Raw genomic sequence first — 19,903 nt, 5'->3', positions numbered from 1 at the left:
AAGAGTCTCTTCTTATTAAGAAGGCTGCTTAGGGTAGAACAAATGTAAACATTATCTTCCCCAAAGTCAACTACTGTTTAAGAGACTGCCAGTTAATCGAAACGTTGATTTTCAATGTTTATTGCCCATTTTTACCAATATGAGCTCCTCTGCCCTACTTTTGCCAAAAAACAGACAAAAACACATGAATCTGATTGAAGAACTGAGATGGAGGGGTATGATCCAGGATATGATGCCCGGAACCGAAGAACAACTGACCAAAGAACCAACTTCTGGTTATGTTGGGTTCGACCCGACTGCCGACAGTCTGCATATTGGACATCTTGTTCCGGTTTTGCTGCTCCGCCATCTTCAAAACTACGGTCATAAACCCATTGCACTTGTCGGCGGGGCGACAGGAATGATTGGAGATCCCAGCGGAAAAAGCGAAGAACGAAATTTGCTGGATGAGGTAACACTGGCCCATAACGTTCAGGCATTAAAAGATCAGCTTTCACAATACATTGATTTTACACCCGGCAAAAGCAACAGTGCCGAGTTGGTGAATAACTATGACTGGATGAAAGAATTTTCATTCATTGGTTTTCTTCGTGACATTGGCAAGCACATTACGGTTAATTATATGATGAGCAAGGATAGTGTGAAGAAACGAATTGAAGGAGATACAGGAATCAGTTACACTGAGTTTGCCTACCAGTTGTTGCAGGGTTATGATTATCTCTGGCTCTATGAAAACAAAAACTGCAAGTTGCAGATGGGTGGAAGCGATCAGTGGGGAAATATTGTTACAGGTACTGAATTGATCAGAAGAAAAGCAAGTGGTGAGGCATTTGCATTTACCTGTCCTTTGATTACAAAAGCAGATGGTGGCAAGTTTGGCAAAACAGAATCAGGAACTGTTTGGCTGGGAGCTAACAGAACTAGTCCATACCAGTTCTATCAATTCTGGTTAAATGCTGGTGATGCAGATGCAGAAAAATGGATCAAAATTTTTACTTTCATTTCGAAAGAAGAAGTTGATGCATTGATCAATGCACACAAACAGGATGCTTCAAAAAGAATACTGCAAAAACGTTTGGCTGAAGAAGTAACAAAATTTGTACATGGCGAAGAAGAATTAATAGCAGCCATTGAAACAACAGAGAAATTATTCGCCAATCAAACTGCACCTGCAGAGAGCTTAAGCGTAGAAGACCTGGAAGGCATGGAAGGTGTGGTGAAATTTGACTTTGCAGCTGATAAGTTAACCGAAGGAATTGATATTGTTTCTTTCTTAGCTGAAACAACCATTTTCCCCAGTAAAGGTGAAGCAAGAAAAACAGTGCAGGGAGGTGGAGTAAGCATCAACCGGAAAAAAGTTGAAGGAATTGAATTTAAAGTGGATGCTTCCATTTTACTGCACAGCAAATACCTGCTTGTGCAAAAAGGTAAAAAGAATTACTATTTAGTAAAAGCACTTTAAAGGACCTGAATGGCTTTCCATATTTCATCGGCAACCAACTGGTTGCCGTTTGAATTTAAGTGAACACGGTCAGTAGTGAGAATACCTCTGTCTTTATTGGCCGCATTGTTTTTAAGATTGTAATCAAGAAATGCCTGTCGCAGATCAACAAGTGGTAAAGAGTTCTTTGTTGCTAACGAACGGATGATCTTGCTGTACTCATTCAAATCACCATCCTGTGAATTACTGAAATCAGTCTTCTCGCCTATTGCTGCAGGAGTACACAAAATAATTTTCGCATTTTGCGCCTTCAGTTTGTCAATGATGGCCTGGTAGAATTTTACAAATTTGTCTGCATCTGTTCCTGTGCCTGATGAACTTTTATGCCACACATCATTAACACCAATATAAATTACAACAACATCAGGTTTTTTGGAAAGCACATCGTTTTCCATACGGAGATACAGATCATAAATTTTATTACCTCCAATACCGGCACCAATAAATTCATAATTCGTTTTTCCCTGTGCTTTACTCATGCTGTCAATACGGACAACATATCCGCCCGGATTTACACCTGCCTGGGTAATGGAATCACCAAAGAAGATCACTTTTATTTTATCCTGTTTTGTAAAAGCTACGAGCATAAAAAGGGGCAGAACAAACATCAACTTTTTCATAAATAAAAATTCAAATAGTTATTAAACCAATACAACCTGTTTCTTATTCAACATCAACCTGTTTTTTAATTACTGAACCATCGCTTGCCTCCATTAAAAATAAACGCTCTTTTACGAGGTAACCATTTCCCTTTTCACATAAATGAACTTTCAGGTTCTCAATGCTGATCGGATTCCCGTCAGGAATATCAGCAACATTGCAATGCAGAATATCATGCCCGTCAATAATGATCACCAACCCACTTCCAATTGCTTCCATTCTATTTCCACCAGTAATCAGCATCCCTGTGTCTTCTCCCAAACCAATTCCGATACATGCCGGATTTGTTGCAACTGCCTGCGTCAATCGTACAAAACGACCACGCTTTTCAAAATGGCTGTCAATGATTACACTGTCAATAAAACCTAAACCCGTTGTCATTTTTACTTCGCCCTTCAGATAAGCACGGGCAGCATTGCCTTCATAAATCATCGTCTTGCTCATTGCCATGGCACCAGCTGAAGTTCCTGCAATTACAAATCCTTCTTCTTCCTGATAACGTTTTTTCAGAATGGTTAAAAATTCCGTTCCGCCATCAGTTACACTTAAACGCAACTGGTTACCTCCTGAAAACATCACTGCATCACATTTGCTGATACGTTCAATGTATTCGGGATTTGCCGTATCCTGCCTGTTACGGATATGCAGCACACCAATATTGGTACAGCCTATCTTACCGAAGGCATTCATATAGTTATCGCCCACTTCCAAAGGTATAGTTGAAGCAGTTGTAATCACTTCAATACGTGCATCAATGCCGCCTGCTTCTTCAACAACACGTTTGAGAATACCCAGTTCAAAAAAATTGAGATTGTTGCGGTTAATTTCACCCGCTTCCTGATCGGTTCCTTTATCTTCTGCGCCGCCTATTGCGATGAGCTTTCCTTTTGGATACTGCAATACAAGTATTTTGTGGTTAGGTACAAAATAAGGGAAAATATTTCGGATGAAGAGACTGTTTTCATTCACAGCATCGGATAAAATTCGATATATTCGGATTTCCCATCAACCTAAATTACTGAGTATGAAAATTCTTGAAATAAAAATCCTGCGTGGCCCCAATTACTGGAGTGTTCGCCGTAACAAGCTGATCCAGATGAAACTTGACCTGGAAGAGATGGAGCAAAAGCCAACCAATGAGATTCCCGGTTTTTTGGAACGTTTGGAAAAATTATTTCCAAGTATGTACGAACACCGTTGCAGTGTGGGCAAACCGGGTGGCTTTTTTGAGCGAGTAAAAGAAGGTACCTGGATGGGTCATGTAATTGAACATGTGGCGCTGGAACTGCAAACATTGGCCGGGATGGATACAGGCTTCGGACGCACAAGAGGTGCCAATGAAAAAGAAGGCGTGTATTATGTTGTGTTTACTTATTTAGAAGAAGATGCAGGTGTGTACGCCGCCAAGGCGGCGGTAAGAATTGCACAGGCATTGGCTGATGCTGTGGAATATAATTTAGATGAGGATATCCAGAAGCTGAGAGAGATCAGAGAAGATACAAGGCTTGGCCCATCAACAGGATGTATTGTTGAAGAAGCATTGAAGCGGAATATCCCTTATATCCGTTTGAATAAACAAAGTCTTGTTCAATTAGGATATGGTGTTCATCAAAAAAGAATCCGTGCAACCATCGCTTCCACAACTTCGAATATTGCCGTTGATATTGCCTGCGATAAAGAAGAAACAAAAATGTTACTGGAGGCTGCTGAAATTCCTGTACCAAGAGGAACGGTTGTGCGTACAGAAGTTGGTTTGGATGAAGCGATTGAAAAGTTTGGTTATCCTTTGGTGATCAAGCCCATTGATGGTAATCATGGGAAAGGAAATACCACCAACATTACCACAAGAGAACAGGCATTAAAAGCATTTGAAGCTGCTAAAGTGTACAGCCGCAGCGTGATTGTTGAACGGTTTATTACAGGCTTTGATTTTCGTATTCTTGTTATCAATCATAAATTTATTTGTGCTGCTTTACGTACACCTGCCAGTGTTATTGGTGATGGAGAACATACCATTCAATGGCTGCTGGATGAAACCAATAAGGATCCACGCAGAGGTTATGGCCATGAAAAAGTATTAACTCAAATTACGGTTGATGGCAGCACCATGAAAATGCTGGAAGAAAAAGGTTATACACTTGAAACTGTTCCGCCAAAAAATGAATTGGTGTTATTAAAAACAACAGCAAATCTGTCAACAGGCGGCACATCAACTGATGTAACAGATGAAGTACATCCTGCCAATATTTTCAGGTGTGAACGCATCAGCAAAATTATTGGTTTAGATATTTGTGGTATCGATATCATGGCTACTGATCTTCGAACTCCGGTAAATGAAAATGGCGGTGCTATTCTTGAAGTAAATGCAGCACCTGGTTTCCGTATGCATATTGACCCCGCAGTTGGTTTGCCACGTAATGTAGCAGAGCCGGTGATTGACATGTTATTTCCTAAAGGAAGTGTTGGGCGTATTCCTATCATAGCGATAACAGGAACAAATGGCAAAACAACCACAACCAGGCTAACAGCACATATTGCAAAAAGTGCCGGAAAAAAAGTTGGTTACACTACAAGTGATGGCGTTTATATTCAAAATCATTTAATGATGAAGGGTGATTGCACCGGACCAATATCATCCACGTTTGTATTAAAAGATCCAACAGTTGATTTTGCTGTACTCGAATGTGCAAGAGGCGGCATTTTAAAATCAGGATTAGCTTTTCAGAATTGTGATGTTGCAATTGTAACCAATGTAGCTGCCGATCATATCGGTCTTGGTGGAATTTATACCGTTGAGCAAATGGCAAAAGTAAAAGCGGTAGTTCCTGAAACTGTTTTCCCGCATGGCTACGCTATTTTAAATGCAGAAGATGATTTGGTATATGCCATAAAAGATAATCTGAAATGCAATGTTGCATTATTCAGTATGGATGAAAACAATCCACGCATTAAAGAACATTGTGCAAAAGGAGGTTTGGCAACTGTGTTTGAAAATGGATTTATCAGCATCATGAAAGGCACACGGAAAATAAGAGTGATGCAGGCAAAGGACATCCCATTAACCTATGAAGGGAAAGCAGTACATAATATCGCCAATTGTTTACCTGCTGTGCTTGCCACTTACCTGTACAGGGATATTTCAATTGATGATATCAGGCAGGGACTGCAAACATTTATTCCTGGTGAAAGTTTAACACCGGGTCGTTTAAATTTTTTCTACTTTAAGAATTATACTTTCCTTGCTGACTTTGCACACAATCCACATGGGCTTCGTTTGCTTTGTGATTTCATCAGTAAGCTGGATTATAAAACCAAGATCGGTGTCATTAGCGGAACAGGCGACCGAAGAGATGAAGATATCCGTGAACTGGGAGAAATCAGTGCGCATTGTTTTGATGAAATCATCATCCGCTGCGATAAAAATTTAAGGGGACGTTCAGCTGATGAAATCATTGCATTACTGAAAGAAGGAGTTGATAAAGTAAATCCAACACTTCCAACAAAAGTAATTGCCAATGAAAATGAAGCGCTGGAATATATTTATGCCAATCCAGTTCATGGTGCACTTTATACGATCATGTGCGATGTTGTTGCAGGAGCACTGGATAAAATAAAAGAATTAAAAGCAAGAGAAGACAATGTATAGGCTGATTCAGAAAATTTTGGTTCATCTGTCGAAGCCCCTTATTTTTGCAGCCCCCAACTACGCAAATGCTTCGTTGGGCAAGCCTGAAAGGGAGATTGGCCTATAGTATAATGGTAGTACGACAGATTTTGGTTCTGTTTGTCTTGGTTCGAATCCAGGTAGGCCAACAAAAAACCTCCGCAATGCGGAGGTTTTTTTGATTTTATATCGTTCCGGCTATTATTATACAACTATTTCTTCGCTGTATACATTTCCAAACCGGTCGGTTGCCCTTACAGTTATTTCTTTTGCATTTAGAGATGGCTTTGCAAAAAATATATGATCAGCCAGGGTTGGCTCTACAAACCTGTGCTTTTTTGGCAACTCGGGGCCGCCATACAACTCTACAGCCATTGGATCCAGTGCCACACGTTGTTCCATTTTTCCCTTCAGTACTCCATCTTCCAACCATTCTACTTTCCATTTGTCATCCCAGTTCCAAACATTAACTGCAATTTCATCAGGGAAATCTTTGGAGCTGCCTTTTTTATACACCTTCAACTGATGTGTTTTAGGCAATCCGGTTGATTTATAATACCAATGCACATCACTTCCCTTTACTTCATATACACCATAACCACTGGGAGTTCCGTCACCACAAATTGGCCCGGTCCACCATGCTCCGCACACAGTACCGTGGTTATGCTCCATTATATTTCCTGTTTCCCATGTATCATTGAAATGTGTATGCCCCGACATAATGTGTACTTTATATGGAGCAAGTATCTTAAACAACTGTTCCCTGTTCGCCACATTTGAACCAAGCTCTGCTTCTTTTTTATTGCGGCGTGCTGCTCCTGTGTTAGTAGGAATATGTAAACTTACAACAACAGTTGTTCCGGGTTTAATGTACCGGAGATCCTGTTCAAGCCATTGTAATTGTTCTTCAGTAATATAGCCAATATACTTTTTACCTGTGCCGATAAAGAATACATCATCTAACACTACATAATGCAATTCGCCACGATTGAATGAATAATAAGTTGGGCCGAATTGCTTTTTAAACGTTTTGGACGAAAGTTCATCTGTACGTGCATCCAGATCCATATCATGATTACCGATAACATTGAAGAAAGTAACACCAGTCATTTCAATGGCTTCTTTGTAACCCGCAAACAATTCAAACTTATCCCACACAAGGTCGCCACAACCAATACCATGAAACAAACTGTTCTTTGGGTAAGATGCAACAAGTTGTTGCAGATCAGGAACAGATTGTGCCTTCAACTGGGCTACATCATCTTGTGAAATCATTTGTGTGTCGGCCCACACAACAAAATAATGCTGCTTATCATCTATGGTCAATTGTTCCAATGCAAAATCAGCTTTAAAACCGGCAGCTTCAGTAATAACAGGTTCATAAAATCTTGCGATTCCTTTCTCATGATTAAATGCATAACCGGAAGGAACGCTGATATACACAAATAACGCAGTACTGATACTCAGTAATTCATAATTCCCATTCTTATCTGTTACTGTTACATTCAAGCCATCTGTTACTGCAACACCTGCAATACCGTTCCCTGATGCGTGTACTTTTCCACGCAGTGTTATGTTGCGTACATCTTTACCAATTGGCTGAACAATGCCGGCAGCTCCTGCAAACACAGGCGATAATGTAAGCGCTGTACCAGCCATGCCAAAGGCCTTTAAAAAATCTTTCCGTTTCATTGGTTGTATTTAGTTCTGTTCAATTTATTTTTCCCACCAAACCTTAGTTGTGTTTTCATCACCACCCATTGCTTCCACTGCTTTCTTGTAATTATCCGGATTCATTGAACGGATATTGACCGGGTATTTAAATCGTGTAGGCATTTGCTTACCTGCTATGCCTGCACTGACAGGGAGCACCGGCATACCCGTACGTCTGTGTTCGAACCAGGCCTGGTAATCTACAAAGAAAAGCGCATAATATTTTTGCAGTAAGATACGATGCAATGTATTGTTGTATGCTGTAGCTTCTGTATAAGTTGGGTTCGTAAAATAATCAGCCGGCATTACAGCACCCCATTGTTCTACTGAAGCCTTCACTCCTTTTTCATAAGCTGTTTTAGCAGCCGCATGATTACCCTGCTGAAACTCTACTTCGGCTTTAATAAATTCCACTTCAGCATAAGGCATCACCACCACACTCATAGGTATAACGGACGCAGAAGATGCAGTTACCAACGCTACGTTTACATTGGAAGGAATATAAGTGAATTGTGATTCACTGCCAGTGTAACCGCTGGGGATTCCCATATACCCAATATTTGTTGTACCACTTGAATTTTTTGCCTGCGTTGTAAATTTTGCCCGGCGTGGATCGTTAAAGGCATTTAAACTGTCGAGAAAAAATTTTGCTGCGGCACGGAATGTTGTAAAATCTATTGGTCTGCCCCAAGGTGATGCTAAGGGTGTAATACCAGTAAGTTTTAATGAAGCACCATCATCGTTGCTGCTGAATACCGGGTACTTTGATGGATTATCCATCATCGCTTTTAATAAAGTATAAGATCCCACTTCTGTACGTTTCGATAAGCGTAATAACAAACGCATACGCAACGAATTCGTGAATTTTTTCCACTTAGTTACGTTATTACCGTAGAGTATTTCTGTGCCATATAGCATACTCTTGGACGTATTGTACAGGTTGTTGGCAGAATCGAGGCTTGCAAGCAACGCAGTATAAATTTCCTTTTGTGAATCAAATTTAGGATGAAGGATACCTTCTTCTGCTTTTGACGCTTCTGTCATAGGCACATCACCAAAACAATCGGTGAGATTAGAATATATCCATGCATTGAGTGTAAGTGCAATGGCCTGATAGTTCTTATCTTCTACTTTTACAGATGCATTATACATTTCCCGAACATTGTTGAGCCAGAGATAATAAGTATTCCATGTACCATTACCTGCATTCTCAGAAATATCATAACGATGCAACCCACCGGTAGCACTGGGAAAAGGCAATACCACCTGCATGAGGTTAAAAGTAATATCATCACAACGCTGCATATTATAACCTGCAACGGTATAAATGATCGGGTTAAGCAGTGTCCCCGGACTGATCTGATCAATACGGTTCGGATCAGTATTAATGGTTTCAAAATCCTTTGTACATGAAATGATGCTGATGCTTGTAAGCAGAATGAATGCTGTAAGCTTTAAAGTATGTTTCATTTTAACTGTTGTTAATGTTTGATTGGTATCAGAATTTGAACGTGAGGTTTACACCCATTGTACGTGTTGAAGGCATTTGTCCCATTTCAACACCTGGCATTAAAGTAGAACCATTTAGTGCTGCAGTTTCAGGATCAAAGATGGGGAAGCTGGTGATCATTAAAAGATCACGGCCATAGATAGCAAAAGAAGCCCCTTTCACAAAACTCTTACCCAATGCTTTTGCGGGAATTGAATATTCAAACCTTGCTTCACGCAATTTGAGATAAGATGCGTCAAAAGAATTTGCTTCCACATTTGCACGACGGTAATACTCTACATAATAATCAACCGGTAACACTTTCTTTGTGTTTGGAACGTACTTGTTACTGCCTGCATCAAACACCACACCGTCACCAATAATATAATTTTCTTCCCTGCCTCTCAATGTATGTTTAAGCTTTCCCTGCTCAGTCATTTTATGATGTGTTTGCGAATAGATGATGCCACCATACTGCCCGTCAAAAAGAAAACTAAAGCGGAATGATTTGTAAGAGAACTCGTTTCTCCAACCGGCTTTCCAATCAGCATATGCATTACCGATGTATTGAATATCTGAAGGGCGGGCCGGTAAACCATCAGCTGTATAAACAACAGCACCTTCAGGCGAACGTACAAATCCAAAACCATATAAATCACCTGTTGTGCCTCCTACTTTTGCCTGTATAGTTGCATTACCACCGTATGCAAGATCCATCTTGCCTCCCATACCTTCAGCCAATTCTAAAACACGGTTCTGGTTTTTCGACCATGTAACAGTAGTACTCCATTTAAAATTGCGGAGCTTTACCGGTTGTGCAGTTATTACAACTTCAACGCCCCTGTTGCGAACTGCACCTGCATTCAACACAGCTTTTGTATATCCTGTTGTTGGATCAAGCGGCACTTCCAATATCTGGTTGCGGGTAATGTTATTATATACTGTGAGATCAATATTCAAACGGCTTTGCAAAAAACGTAACTCAAGACCAGCTTCTGTGCTTGTTGATATCTCAGGTTTCAGGTTTGCATTAGGTAATGTTGTTGGTACTGAGCCTGATGAAGCAAATTCACTTGTACCATAATATTTTCTTGTTTTATACGGATCAGTATCATTACCAACCTGTGCAAATGATACACGTGCTTTTGCAAACGAAACAAATGCCGGCAGCTTAAAAATATCACTCAGAATAAAACTGGTATTCACTGATGGATAGAAGAATGAATTATTAGCAACGGGCAATGTGCTCGCCCAGTCATTTCTTCCTGTTATATCAAGAAAATATTTCCCCTGGTAACTGAATGATGCCAGTCCGTACAAACTGTTTACTTTTTCGTTACGGTCGGTTGCCGTAACAATAGGCGTACCTGAGCCATTTGATAATTTATACACAGCAGGTATTACCAACCCATCAACATATGCATCTATACGATTATATTTATGACTCATGAGATTACCGCCAGCCGAAGCAGTAATATCTATAACACCGGCTATCTTATCCCGGTAAGTTAGCAGCACATCAGAGTTCACTTCATAATCGGTAATATTCTGTTGTTTAAAATATCCTCTTAAAAAATTTGCTGTGCTGAATGGACGACGTTGCTGACGTTGCTCTCCCGTCATATCAATACCTGAACGGATCATTACATCCAATTTTTTCGACACCTGGAATGTAGCAGCAAAATTTCCTATCATGTTATTGTTGTTAACAGAGTTGGTCATTTCATATGCAATCAAAAAAGGATTATCGATAAATGAACTGAATGGATGTACCTGATCAACCTGTTCCAAACCAAACTTCCAACGGTCACGATACCAGTTCAGATCCACATTAGGATTCTGGAAAATCATGAAGTAAGCAATGGATTGATTGTTATAGCCGGTACCCGGCACATTATCACTTTGCTTATTGGTATAATTTACTTTAGCTGTAATTTTTAAACGATCCGATACTTTATAGTTTGTGCTGAATGCAGCATTGATTCGTTCGAATCCGGTATTGGGCATGATCCATTCATTCTTTGTATGTGTAATGGATGCACGTGCAGAACCTTTGTCATTACCACCTTCAATTGATAGATTATTAGAGAGTGTATAACCCGTTCTCCAAAAATCGCTGATATTATTAGTATATGGTTGCCACAAACTGCGTGTTAAACCTGCTCCTTGCCTTGAAGGATCATATTGAAAATAATTCTGTCCATTAAACTTTGGTCCATAAGCGCTTGACGTGCCGCTGGTACTTGCACCATCGGCCGTTGCTCCATATGAATAATATTTTTCACCATTGCTGTTAAGTGCTTTACCAGTGCCCTGACCATATTCATATTGATAGTCGGGCCACCTTAATACAGTATTAACACTTGTATTGGAGTTGAAGGTTATACCAATTCCTTTATCTTTTCTTGCACCTGATTTCGTAGTAATGATCAGAGCCCCGTTTGCAGCACGGCTGCCGTACAATGCTGTTGCACCCGGACCTTTTAATACAGTGATACTTTCAATATCATCAGGGTTAAGATCAGCAATACCATTACCAAAATCAATTGGAATATCATTACCTGAACCTGCTCCATATGCATTACTTACACCACCACTTGTCATGCCACTATTCTTTGGAATGCCATCAATAACAATCAATGCATTGTTGCCATCCGGATTCAATGATACATCCCCCGCAAACTGATACGTGTTGAATTGAATGGGCCTGAACCAGGTGACAATAAACTTAACCCGGCCACTTTGCCTGATAATGCACTCGACCAGTTGTTTGATTTTGCGTCGGTGAGTTCTGCATTGTTGATATTCTGAACTGCATAACCCAATGCTTTTTGTTTTCGGGTTATACCTAGTGCTGTTACAACTACTCCTTCCAGCTCTTTTGATTCATGCGAAAGCAAAATTTCCCTGTCTGTTTCATTTCCTGTTGCTTTTACTCTTTGCTCAATATAAGACACAGCAGTAAAAACAAGCACTGCTCCTTTAGCAACAGTTACTTTAAATGTTCCATCTTCTTTAGTGCTGGCTAATGCTCTCTTTCCATCCTGGCTGATAGTTACGCCTGCTACAGTTGCATTTGTTTCTGCATCTTTTACGGTACCAGAAACAACTATTAAAGCTGCGCTGCTTTCTTTTTTTGTTACCTGCGAAAATGCATTAGCAGAAAAGAGAACAAGAAAAAAGAAAACTGATGTTGTTACCCGAAATTTCATCTTGTAAGTTTTGGTTTAAGAATTAATGCAGCATGTCTCACCTTCACATGCAATAAGGGCGCAAATTGCAGTTACAATGTTTACAGAGCGTTAAGGGATTGTTACGGGAAGATTAACAGTGATGAATGGCAGGGACACAGCAGAGCCAACGGGAAACAGTTAATTGTTTGTGTATGTAATAAACCGAAAAGAGAAATATTATTTTTTTAATAACAGATCAATGCAGGCTGCAAGACTCTCTTTCCAATCAGGAATGGATAAATGATAAGCAGACTTTATTTTTTCTTTATTCAGTAAAGAAAAATGGGGGCGCCTTGCCGGTGTTGGATACTGTGCTGCTTCAATTGGATGCACTATGGCTTTACTGCCTGTTATATTTTTAATAGCTTGTGCAAATTCATACCAGCTGATCTTTCCCTCATTACTGTAATGATAAATTCCTGACTGCCATTTCCCTGATGAAATAATAGAAAGAATTGCTTTTGCAAGATCAGCAGCATAGGTAGGGGAACCAACCTGGTCGCTTACAACATTTAACTCATTGCGTTCATTCATTAAACGCATCATCGTCTTTACAAAATTGTTTCCGAAAGAAGAATATACCCATGCAGTACGGATGATAATCGCATCAGGATCTTCCTGCATACATAATTGTTCACCCTTAAGTTTAGAAACACCATATGTATTGATAGGACTAGTTGAATCATCCTCTTTATAAGGAATTTCACTTTCTCCATTAAACACATAATCGGTAGAAATATGAATCAACTTTGTTTGATACTTTTTACAGACAGCTGCAAGGTTACCTACTGATTCTCCGTTCACCAGCGTGGCCATATCAACTTCGCTTTCTGCTTTATCAACAGCTGTATATGCTGCACAGTTGATACAATACTGCGGCTTTGTTGCTAAAAAGAAATTCTCAACCAATCCATAATGATGAAGTTTCAAATCTTCACGTGAAGCAAATACAAAACGGAATTGCGGATAGCTTTCTGCTAAAACCTGCAGCTCTTTTCCGAGCTGCCCATTACTTCCGGTAACAAGAACAGAGGGCTTTTCCATACTGCATATTATTAAAAGAAACTATCCTCTGCTAAATCAGCGAGCATGGGATTCAATTTGTCTTTATCTGAAACGATTTCTTTGCCCGAAGGGATTCCCCAGTCGATTTGTAAAGAAGGATCGTTATATAATAAACCTCCTTCACTTTCTTTACTGTACAGGTGATCACATTTATACATCACTTCAGCCATATCGCTCAATACAGAAAATCCATGTGCAAATCCCCTTGGCACAAGTAATGTATTTTTCTTTTCTGCCGTTAACTCAATTGAATAAACCTGTTTGAAGGTTGGAGAATTTTTTCTGAGATCAACCACTACATCTAAAATGGCACCTCTTAAACAACGTACTAATTTTGCCTGTGCATGTTCACCTTTTTGAAAATGTAATCCACGAATTACACCATAAACAGAGCTGGATTGATTATCCTGCACCCAGTCATGATCAAACCCTTTACTGGCAAACATCTGTTTATTATACGACTCAAAGAAATAGCCCCTGTCGTCACCAAATACTTTTGGTTCAAATACAACTAAATCAGGAAACTGTGTATGTGTAAATGGCATAAAACAAATTAAACATGATGAACACAAAAGCAAGTTTATTGAAAACAATAATTATCGCTTAACATACTGGTCAGCATAAAAATGCTGATAATCACCGCTGGTTACATGATTGATCCATTCTTCATTATTCAGATACCAGTCAATCGTTTTTTCCAGGCCTTCTTCAAATTGTAATGAAGGCGACCATCCCAATTCCTTATTGAGTTTGGTTGCATCAATTGCATAGCGAAGATCATGGCCTGCCCTGTCTTTTACATAAGTAATGAGCTTAGCGCTTTCTCCTTCTGCTCTTCCTAATTTTTTATCCATGATTTTGCAGAGTACTTGTACAAGGTCAATATTCTTCCATTCATTAAAACCGCCAACATTATAACTCTGTCCTAATTTTCCATTATGAAAAATTGTATCAATCGCTCTTGCATGGTCTTCCACAAACAACCAATCTCTTACATTTTCACCTTTTCCATAAACAGGAAGGGGTTTATTATTTTTGATATTGTGGATACAGAGTGGAATTAATTTTTCAGGAAAATGATGTGAGCCATAATTGTTTGAACAGTTGCTCATCACAACAGGAAGACCATATGTATCATAATATGCCATCACAAAATGATCAGAAGCTGCTTTTGATGCCGAGTAGGGTGAATGCGGATCGTAAGGGGTTTCTTCGGTAAAGAATCCTGTTTCACCTAATGAACCATATACTTCATCAGTTGATACATGATAGAAGAGTTTTCCTTCATGGTTACCGGCCCAATCTTTACGGGCTGCATTGAGCAGTATAGCTGTTCCCAGTACATTTGTTTTAACGAATGATAAAGGATCCATTATACTGCGGTCAACATGACTTTCAGCTGCAAGATGAATCACTGCATCAAAATGATACTGATCAAAAAGTTCTGCAACTTTTGCTTCATCAGTAATATCCATTTTCTCAAACACATAATTATCTTTTGCAGTAATGTCTTTCAGATTTTCAAGATTACCTGCATAGGTTAATGCATCGCCATTTACAATTTTGTATTCGGGATATTTATTAACGAACAGGCGAACAACATGGCTGCCAATAAATCCGGCACCGCCGGTTACTAAAATTGTTTTTTTTAATTGGTTTTTCATAAACTCCAGTATTTCAGTTTAGAAATTTTATTTCGGTAAATGCCTTTCAGATCGGCAAACAAAGCATTCTGATTAGAAATGCTTAACAGAAACTCTTCAGTAAACTCTTTATATTGATCATGTGCAACCGCCATTACTACAGCATCGTATCCCTTCCCTATTGCAGGAATCATTGTTAACCCATACTCATGTTTTACATCAGCCGCATCTGCATACGGGTCAACAAAATCAACTGATACATTATACTCCAGCAGTCCCTTCACCATATCTGCCACTTTTGAATTGCGGATATCAGATACATTTTCTTTAAACGTAGCTCCCAGCACCAGCACTTTTGCTGCAGAAGGATTGGGTGCATGCTTAATAATATGCTGAATGATTTTCTTTGCTACATACCTTGGCATTTCGTCATTTACAAAACGGCCACTTGCAATTACTTTTGAATTGTATCCCAGCTGTTGTGCCTTATAGGTTAAATAGTAAGGATCAACTCCAATGCAATGTCCTCCAACCAAACCTGGTGTGTATTTATGAAAGTTCCATTTTGTTCCGGCCGCTTCCACCACATCAAATGTGTTGATACCGATACGGTCAAAAATAATTGACAGTTCATTCATCAAAGAAATATTCAAATCACGCTGCGCATTTTCAATGATCTTACCTGCTTCAGCTACTTTAATATTCGGCGCCCGGTGAACACCAACCTTTACAACAGATTCATAAATGCTTGCAATTTCATTCAATGATTCTTCATCACATCCTGAAACAATCTTCACCGTGTTGGATAAAGTATGAAGTTTATCTCCTGGGTTAATCCGTTCTGGTGAATAGCCAATCTTGAAATCAACTTTTCCTTTGAGACCGGAAAACTGTTCCAGTATCGGCATGCAGTCATCTTCTGTACAACCGGGGTATGTTGTGCTTTCATACACAACATAATCTCCTTGCTTCAGCACCTTCCCAACTGTTTCACTTGCTTTTTCCAGTGGAGTAAGATCAGGAACTTTATATTCATCAACGGGAGTGGGTACTGTTACAATAAAGAAAGAAGCTTCTTTCAACACATTGATATCATCTGTAAAAACAATATCCTTGCCTGCAAACATATTCGCATCAACTTCTTTACTGGGGTCTTCGCTGTGCTGCATCATTTCAATACGCCTGCGGTTGATATCAAAACCAATCACCTGCATATGTGCAGCCAGTTCAAGAGCCAGAGGCAAACCAACATAACCTAACCCTACAACTGCGATTTTTTTTCTTTGTTGATCAGCTCTTTATACATTTCAGATTACAAATTTTATGTTTTGCTTCAGGTTATCCGTCAGCAGTTTTATTACATGATGCTTACAAACTCTTTAGGCAGTTTTGTCCATTCTTCCTTTGGAAGATTTTTAAAATACTCGTAAGTAATTTTTAAGCCTTCGCTCCTGTTTACTTTGGGCTCCCATCCAAGAATTTCTTTTGCCTTGGTAATATCGGGCTGACGCTGCTTGGGATCATCAACAGGCAAATCTTTGTATACAATCTTCTGGGTAGTGCCTGTTAATTTGATGATCTCTTCCGCAAAATCTTTCAAAGAAATTTCAGATGGATTACCAACATTCACCGGCATGTCATAATTGCTCATCAGCAAACGGTAAATGCCTTCTACCAGGTCATCTACATAACAGAAACTTCTTGTCTGGCTGCCATCACCAAAAACAGTGAGGTCTTCACCACGCAAAGCCTGGCCAATAAATGCAGGTAATGCACGGCCATCATTGAGGCGCATACGTGGACCGTAGGTATTGAAGATTCGGATGATCCTTGTTTCAACACCATGAAAGCGGTTATAAGCCATTGTAATACTTTCCATAAAACGTTTGGCTTCATCATATACACCACGTGGCCCAACAGGATTTACATTTCCCCAGTATTCTTCTGTTTGAGGATGTACCATCGGGTCACCATATACTTCAGATGTAGATGCGACCAGTATTCTTGCTCCTTTTGCTTTTGCAAGCCCCAAACAATTGTGTGTGCCATGAGCACCCACTTTCAATGTTTGAATAGGAATTTTTAAATAGTCAATAGGACTTGCAGGTGACGCAAAATGCAGGATATAATCAATCTTGCCTGGGATATGAATGAACTTGGTAATATCATGATGATAAAACTCAAACTGTTCCAGTTTAAACAGGTGTTCAATATTTTTCAGATCGCCGGTAATCAGATTATCCATGGCAACAACACGAAAGCCTTCCTTAATAGCCCTGTCGCACAAATGTGAACCAAGAAAGCCGGCTGCACCAGTGATTAGAATTCTTTTCCGATCCATACAATTAGTTTTAATAGTCTGTTATTTAATTACGGCTTCCCTTCCCACACTTTCATAATGATAACCGAATTGCTTCATTTGCTCCCTATCGTACACATTACGTCCATCAAAAATCACTTTGCTTTTCAGCAATTCACTGATCTTTTCAAACTCAGGAGTACGGAATTCGCTCCACTCAGTAGCAATAATCAGCGCATCTGCATTCTTTAATGCATCATACTGATTGGCAGCAAAATCAATCCTGTTACCCACTACCTGTTTTACATTCGCCATGCCTTCGGGATCATAGGCACAAACAGTTGCTCCTGCTTCTGTTAATGCATCAATCATGTATAAAGCCGGTGCTTCACGAATATCATCCGTATTGGGTTTAAATGCAAGCCCCCACATGGCAAAACGTTTTCCTTTCAGATCATTTTTAAAATAAGCATTGATCTTGGGCATGAGGAACAATTTTTGTTCTTCATTTACTTTCATCACTGCATTCAGTATTTCGAAATCATAGTTTACTTCAGTTGATGATCTCACCAATGCCTGTACATCTTTGGGGAAACAGCTGCCGCCATATCCAATGCCGGGGAAGAAAAAGCGTTTTCCGATACGATCATCGCTGCCAACACCTTTACGAACCATATCAACATCAGCACCAACTTTTTCGCATAAGCGGGCAATTTCATTCATGAAAGAAATTTTCACAGCAAGAAATGAATTGGCTGCATACTTGGTTAACTCCGCACTTTTTTCATCCATAAAAATAACCGGGTTACCACTGCGTACAAAAGGAGCATACAATTCTGTCATCACCTTTTTTGCTTTTTCATTGCTGGTCCCAACAACAACACGATCAGGCTTCATAAAATCCTCCACTGCCACACCTTCTCTTAAAAACTCAGGATTACTGACTACAGCAAATTCCACTTTACAGTTTTTTGCAATAGCAGCAGCAACTTTATCAGCTGTACCAACAGGTACTGTACTTTTATCAACAATCACTTTAAAGTCGGTGAGAATTTTTCCTAAATCATCGGCCACTCCCAATATATATTTTAAATCTGCACTTCCATCTTCACCGGGAGGTGTTGGTAAAGCAAGGAAAATAATGGCTGCATCTTTAATGCCTTCTGTAAGATTCGTTGTAAAATGCAGGCGGCCCTCATTTAAATTACGGAGAAAAATTTTTTCTAATCCCGGCTCGTAAATAGTGATCTGACCTTTTGATAATTTTTCAATTTTGGTTTGATCAATATCGATACATGTTACTCTGTTACCGGTTTCGGCAAAACAGGTTCCTGTTACCAAGCCTACATAACCGGTTCCTACTACTGCGATTTTCATGTGTTATTCAGGGTTTAATTTTTATGCGAAAGGAAATCCAATACATTTTTTGTAATGAAGCTCAATTGCTCTTCCTCTAATTCAGTATGCATCGGTAAAGAAATTACACGGTCAGTTAACCAATCCGTAATCTTTAAATCATAATCACCACCACCAAATGCTTCAAACATTTTCTGACGGTGAGCCGGTACAGGATAATAAATCATGGATGGAATTTTCTGCTCAGCCAAAAAAGCATTCAACCCGTTTCTTACAGCGGCAACATCTTCAAAGCCATCCAGGGTTAATGTATACTGGTGGAATACATGATTGCTGTAAGGAGCACGGTAAGGAGTTGTAATATGTTTATGACCTGCAAATGCAGCATCATAATAATCAGCTGCCTTTCTTCTTGCAGCAATATATTCATCCAGCTTTTTTAATTTGATATTCAACACTGCAGCCTGTATTGTATCCAACCTTGAATTACAACCAACCATCTCATGGTAGTAACGAACTTTCTGACCATGATTGGCAATCATCTTCAACTTATCAGCTAATACATCGTCGTTGGTAAACATTGCACCGCCATCGCCATAACATCCAAGATTCTTTGAAGGAAAAAAAGACGTACAGCCAATTGTACCAATTGAACCTGCTTTCTTTTTTGTACCGTCAGGATAAATATAATCGGCACCTATTGCCTGTGCAGTATCTTCAATTACAAACAGGTGATACTCTGCAGCAATGTCCATAATTTCTTTCATGTTGGCTACATGGCCATACAAATGAACAGGAACAATTGCCTTTGTTTTGGGAGTGATGGCTTTGCGGAGAGCATCAGGATCAATACAAAATGTTTTGGGATCCACTTCAACAAACACCGGTTTTAAACGTAACAAAGCCACAACTTCTGTTGTGGCGATATAAGTAAACGATGGAGTAATCACTTCATCACCGGGTTGCAGATTCAGAGCCATCATGGCAATTTGTAAGGCATCGGTTCCATTAGCACAGGGAATTGTATGCTTTACACCCATGTACGTACTGAGATCAGCAGCTAAGTTCTGAACAGCTTTACCGTTAATAAATGCAGAACTGTCAAGAACATCTAAAATTGCAGCATCTACTTCCTGCTTAATCGCAAGATATTGCTGCTTAAGGTCTACCATCTGTATAGGTCGCATAATAAGCTTGTTTAAACGGTGGCGAAAGTAAGCTAAAAAAGCCGTTTTTGAGCCTGAAACAGTTCATCAAACCCCAAGTTTTCGTTAGCAGTT

General features: G+C 39.6%; 13 protein-coding genes, 1 tRNA gene and 1 pseudogene. 3 read left to right on the top strand and 12 right to left on the bottom strand.

What is annotated here, in order from left to right; translation table 11 throughout:
• Positions 1-184: 184 nt before the first annotated feature.
• Positions 185-1,462: a tyrosine--tRNA ligase gene (locus IPK31_12880; protein MBK8088756.1), complete on the top strand. Its 1,278-nt coding sequence runs from the start codon at positions 185-187 to the stop codon at positions 1,460-1,462.
• Here IPK31_12880 and IPK31_12875 read toward each other — a convergent pair.
• Entirely contained in the window at positions 1,459-2,121 is a 663-nt protein-coding gene (locus IPK31_12875; protein ID MBK8088755.1) for an SGNH/GDSL hydrolase family protein, read from the bottom strand. The two genes, IPK31_12880 and IPK31_12875, sit on opposite strands and share 4 nt — an antisense overlap.
• 43 nt (positions 2,122-2,164) lie before the next feature.
• On the bottom strand, positions 2,165-3,061 hold the full coding sequence (locus tag IPK31_12870; protein ID MBK8088754.1) for a cyanophycinase: 897 nt from the start codon (positions 3,059-3,061) through the stop codon (positions 2,165-2,167).
• Positions 3,062-3,185: 124 nt separating this feature from the next.
• Here IPK31_12870 and cphA point away from each other — a divergent pair, with 124 nt between their 5' ends.
• Positions 3,186-5,807, top strand: coding sequence for a cyanophycin synthetase (cphA, locus tag IPK31_12865; protein ID MBK8088753.1), 2,622 nt, complete (start codon positions 3,186-3,188; stop codon positions 5,805-5,807).
• A gap of 96 nt (positions 5,808-5,903) precedes the next feature.
• A tRNA-Gln gene (locus tag IPK31_12860) sits at positions 5,904-5,974 on the top strand.
• Positions 5,975-6,029: 55 nt separating this feature from the next.
• On the opposite strand, the gene IPK31_12855 is transcribed toward IPK31_12860, so the two are convergent.
• The 10 genes and pseudogenes from IPK31_12855 to IPK31_12810 all read right to left on the bottom strand — a co-directional run bounded on the left by IPK31_12855 (position 6,030) and on the right by IPK31_12810 (position 19,810).
• Complete coding sequence (locus IPK31_12855; GenBank protein MBK8088752.1) at positions 6,030-7,517, bottom strand: calcineurin-like phosphoesterase C-terminal domain-containing protein; 1,488 nt, start codon at positions 7,515-7,517, stop codon at positions 6,030-6,032.
• 24 nt (positions 7,518-7,541) lie between these two features.
• The gene (locus IPK31_12850; GenBank protein MBK8088751.1) at positions 7,542-9,008 is read right to left on the bottom strand and encodes a SusD/RagB family nutrient-binding outer membrane lipoprotein; all 1,467 of its coding nucleotides are present in this window, start codon (positions 9,006-9,008) and stop codon (positions 7,542-7,544) included.
• A gap of 28 nt (positions 9,009-9,036) precedes the next feature.
• Positions 9,037-12,239 (bottom strand): annotated as a pseudogene (locus IPK31_12845) (SusC/RagA family TonB-linked outer membrane protein).
• Positions 12,240-12,437: 198 nt separating this feature from the next.
• A complete protein-coding gene (gene rfbD, locus IPK31_12840; protein ID MBK8088750.1) occupies positions 12,438-13,304 on the bottom strand; it encodes a dTDP-4-dehydrorhamnose reductase in 867 nt (288 codons plus the stop codon).
• An 11-nt stretch (positions 13,305-13,315) separates the two neighbouring features.
• Complete coding sequence (gene rfbC / locus IPK31_12835; GenBank protein ID MBK8088749.1) at positions 13,316-13,870, bottom strand: dTDP-4-dehydrorhamnose 3,5-epimerase; 555 nt, start codon at positions 13,868-13,870, stop codon at positions 13,316-13,318.
• A 51-nt stretch (positions 13,871-13,921) separates the two neighbouring features.
• A complete protein-coding gene (gene rfbB / locus IPK31_12830) occupies positions 13,922-14,989 on the bottom strand; it encodes a dTDP-glucose 4,6-dehydratase (GenBank protein MBK8088748.1) in 1,068 nt (355 codons plus the stop codon).
• Positions 14,986-16,242, bottom strand: a complete 1,257-nt coding sequence (locus IPK31_12825; GenBank protein MBK8088747.1) for a nucleotide sugar dehydrogenase — start codon at positions 16,240-16,242, stop codon at positions 14,986-14,988. Before IPK31_12825 ends, rfbB begins: the two co-directional genes overlap by 4 nt.
• An 83-nt stretch (positions 16,243-16,325) precedes the next feature.
• Positions 16,326-17,309: an SDR family oxidoreductase gene (locus IPK31_12820; protein ID MBK8088746.1), complete on the bottom strand. Its 984-nt coding sequence runs from the start codon at positions 17,307-17,309 to the stop codon at positions 16,326-16,328.
• Between the two features lie 21 nt (positions 17,310-17,330).
• On the bottom strand, positions 17,331-18,644 hold the full coding sequence (locus IPK31_12815; protein MBK8088745.1) for a UDP-glucose/GDP-mannose dehydrogenase family protein: 1,314 nt from the start codon (positions 18,642-18,644) through the stop codon (positions 17,331-17,333).
• 14 nt (positions 18,645-18,658) lie between these two features.
• Positions 18,659-19,810 carry a DegT/DnrJ/EryC1/StrS family aminotransferase gene (locus tag IPK31_12810; GenBank protein MBK8088744.1) on the bottom strand — a complete coding sequence of 384 codons (1,152 nt, stop codon included), beginning with the start codon at positions 19,808-19,810 and terminating at the stop codon, positions 18,659-18,661.
• Between the last annotated feature and the right edge of the window lie 93 nt (positions 19,811-19,903).

Source organism: Chitinophagaceae bacterium (assembly GCA_016713085.1).
Lineage (GTDB): Bacteria > Bacteroidota > Bacteroidia > Chitinophagales > Chitinophagaceae > Lacibacter.
The sequence above is the reverse complement of the archived record's forward strand: the minus strand, read 5'-3'. Positions and strand labels throughout refer to the sequence as shown.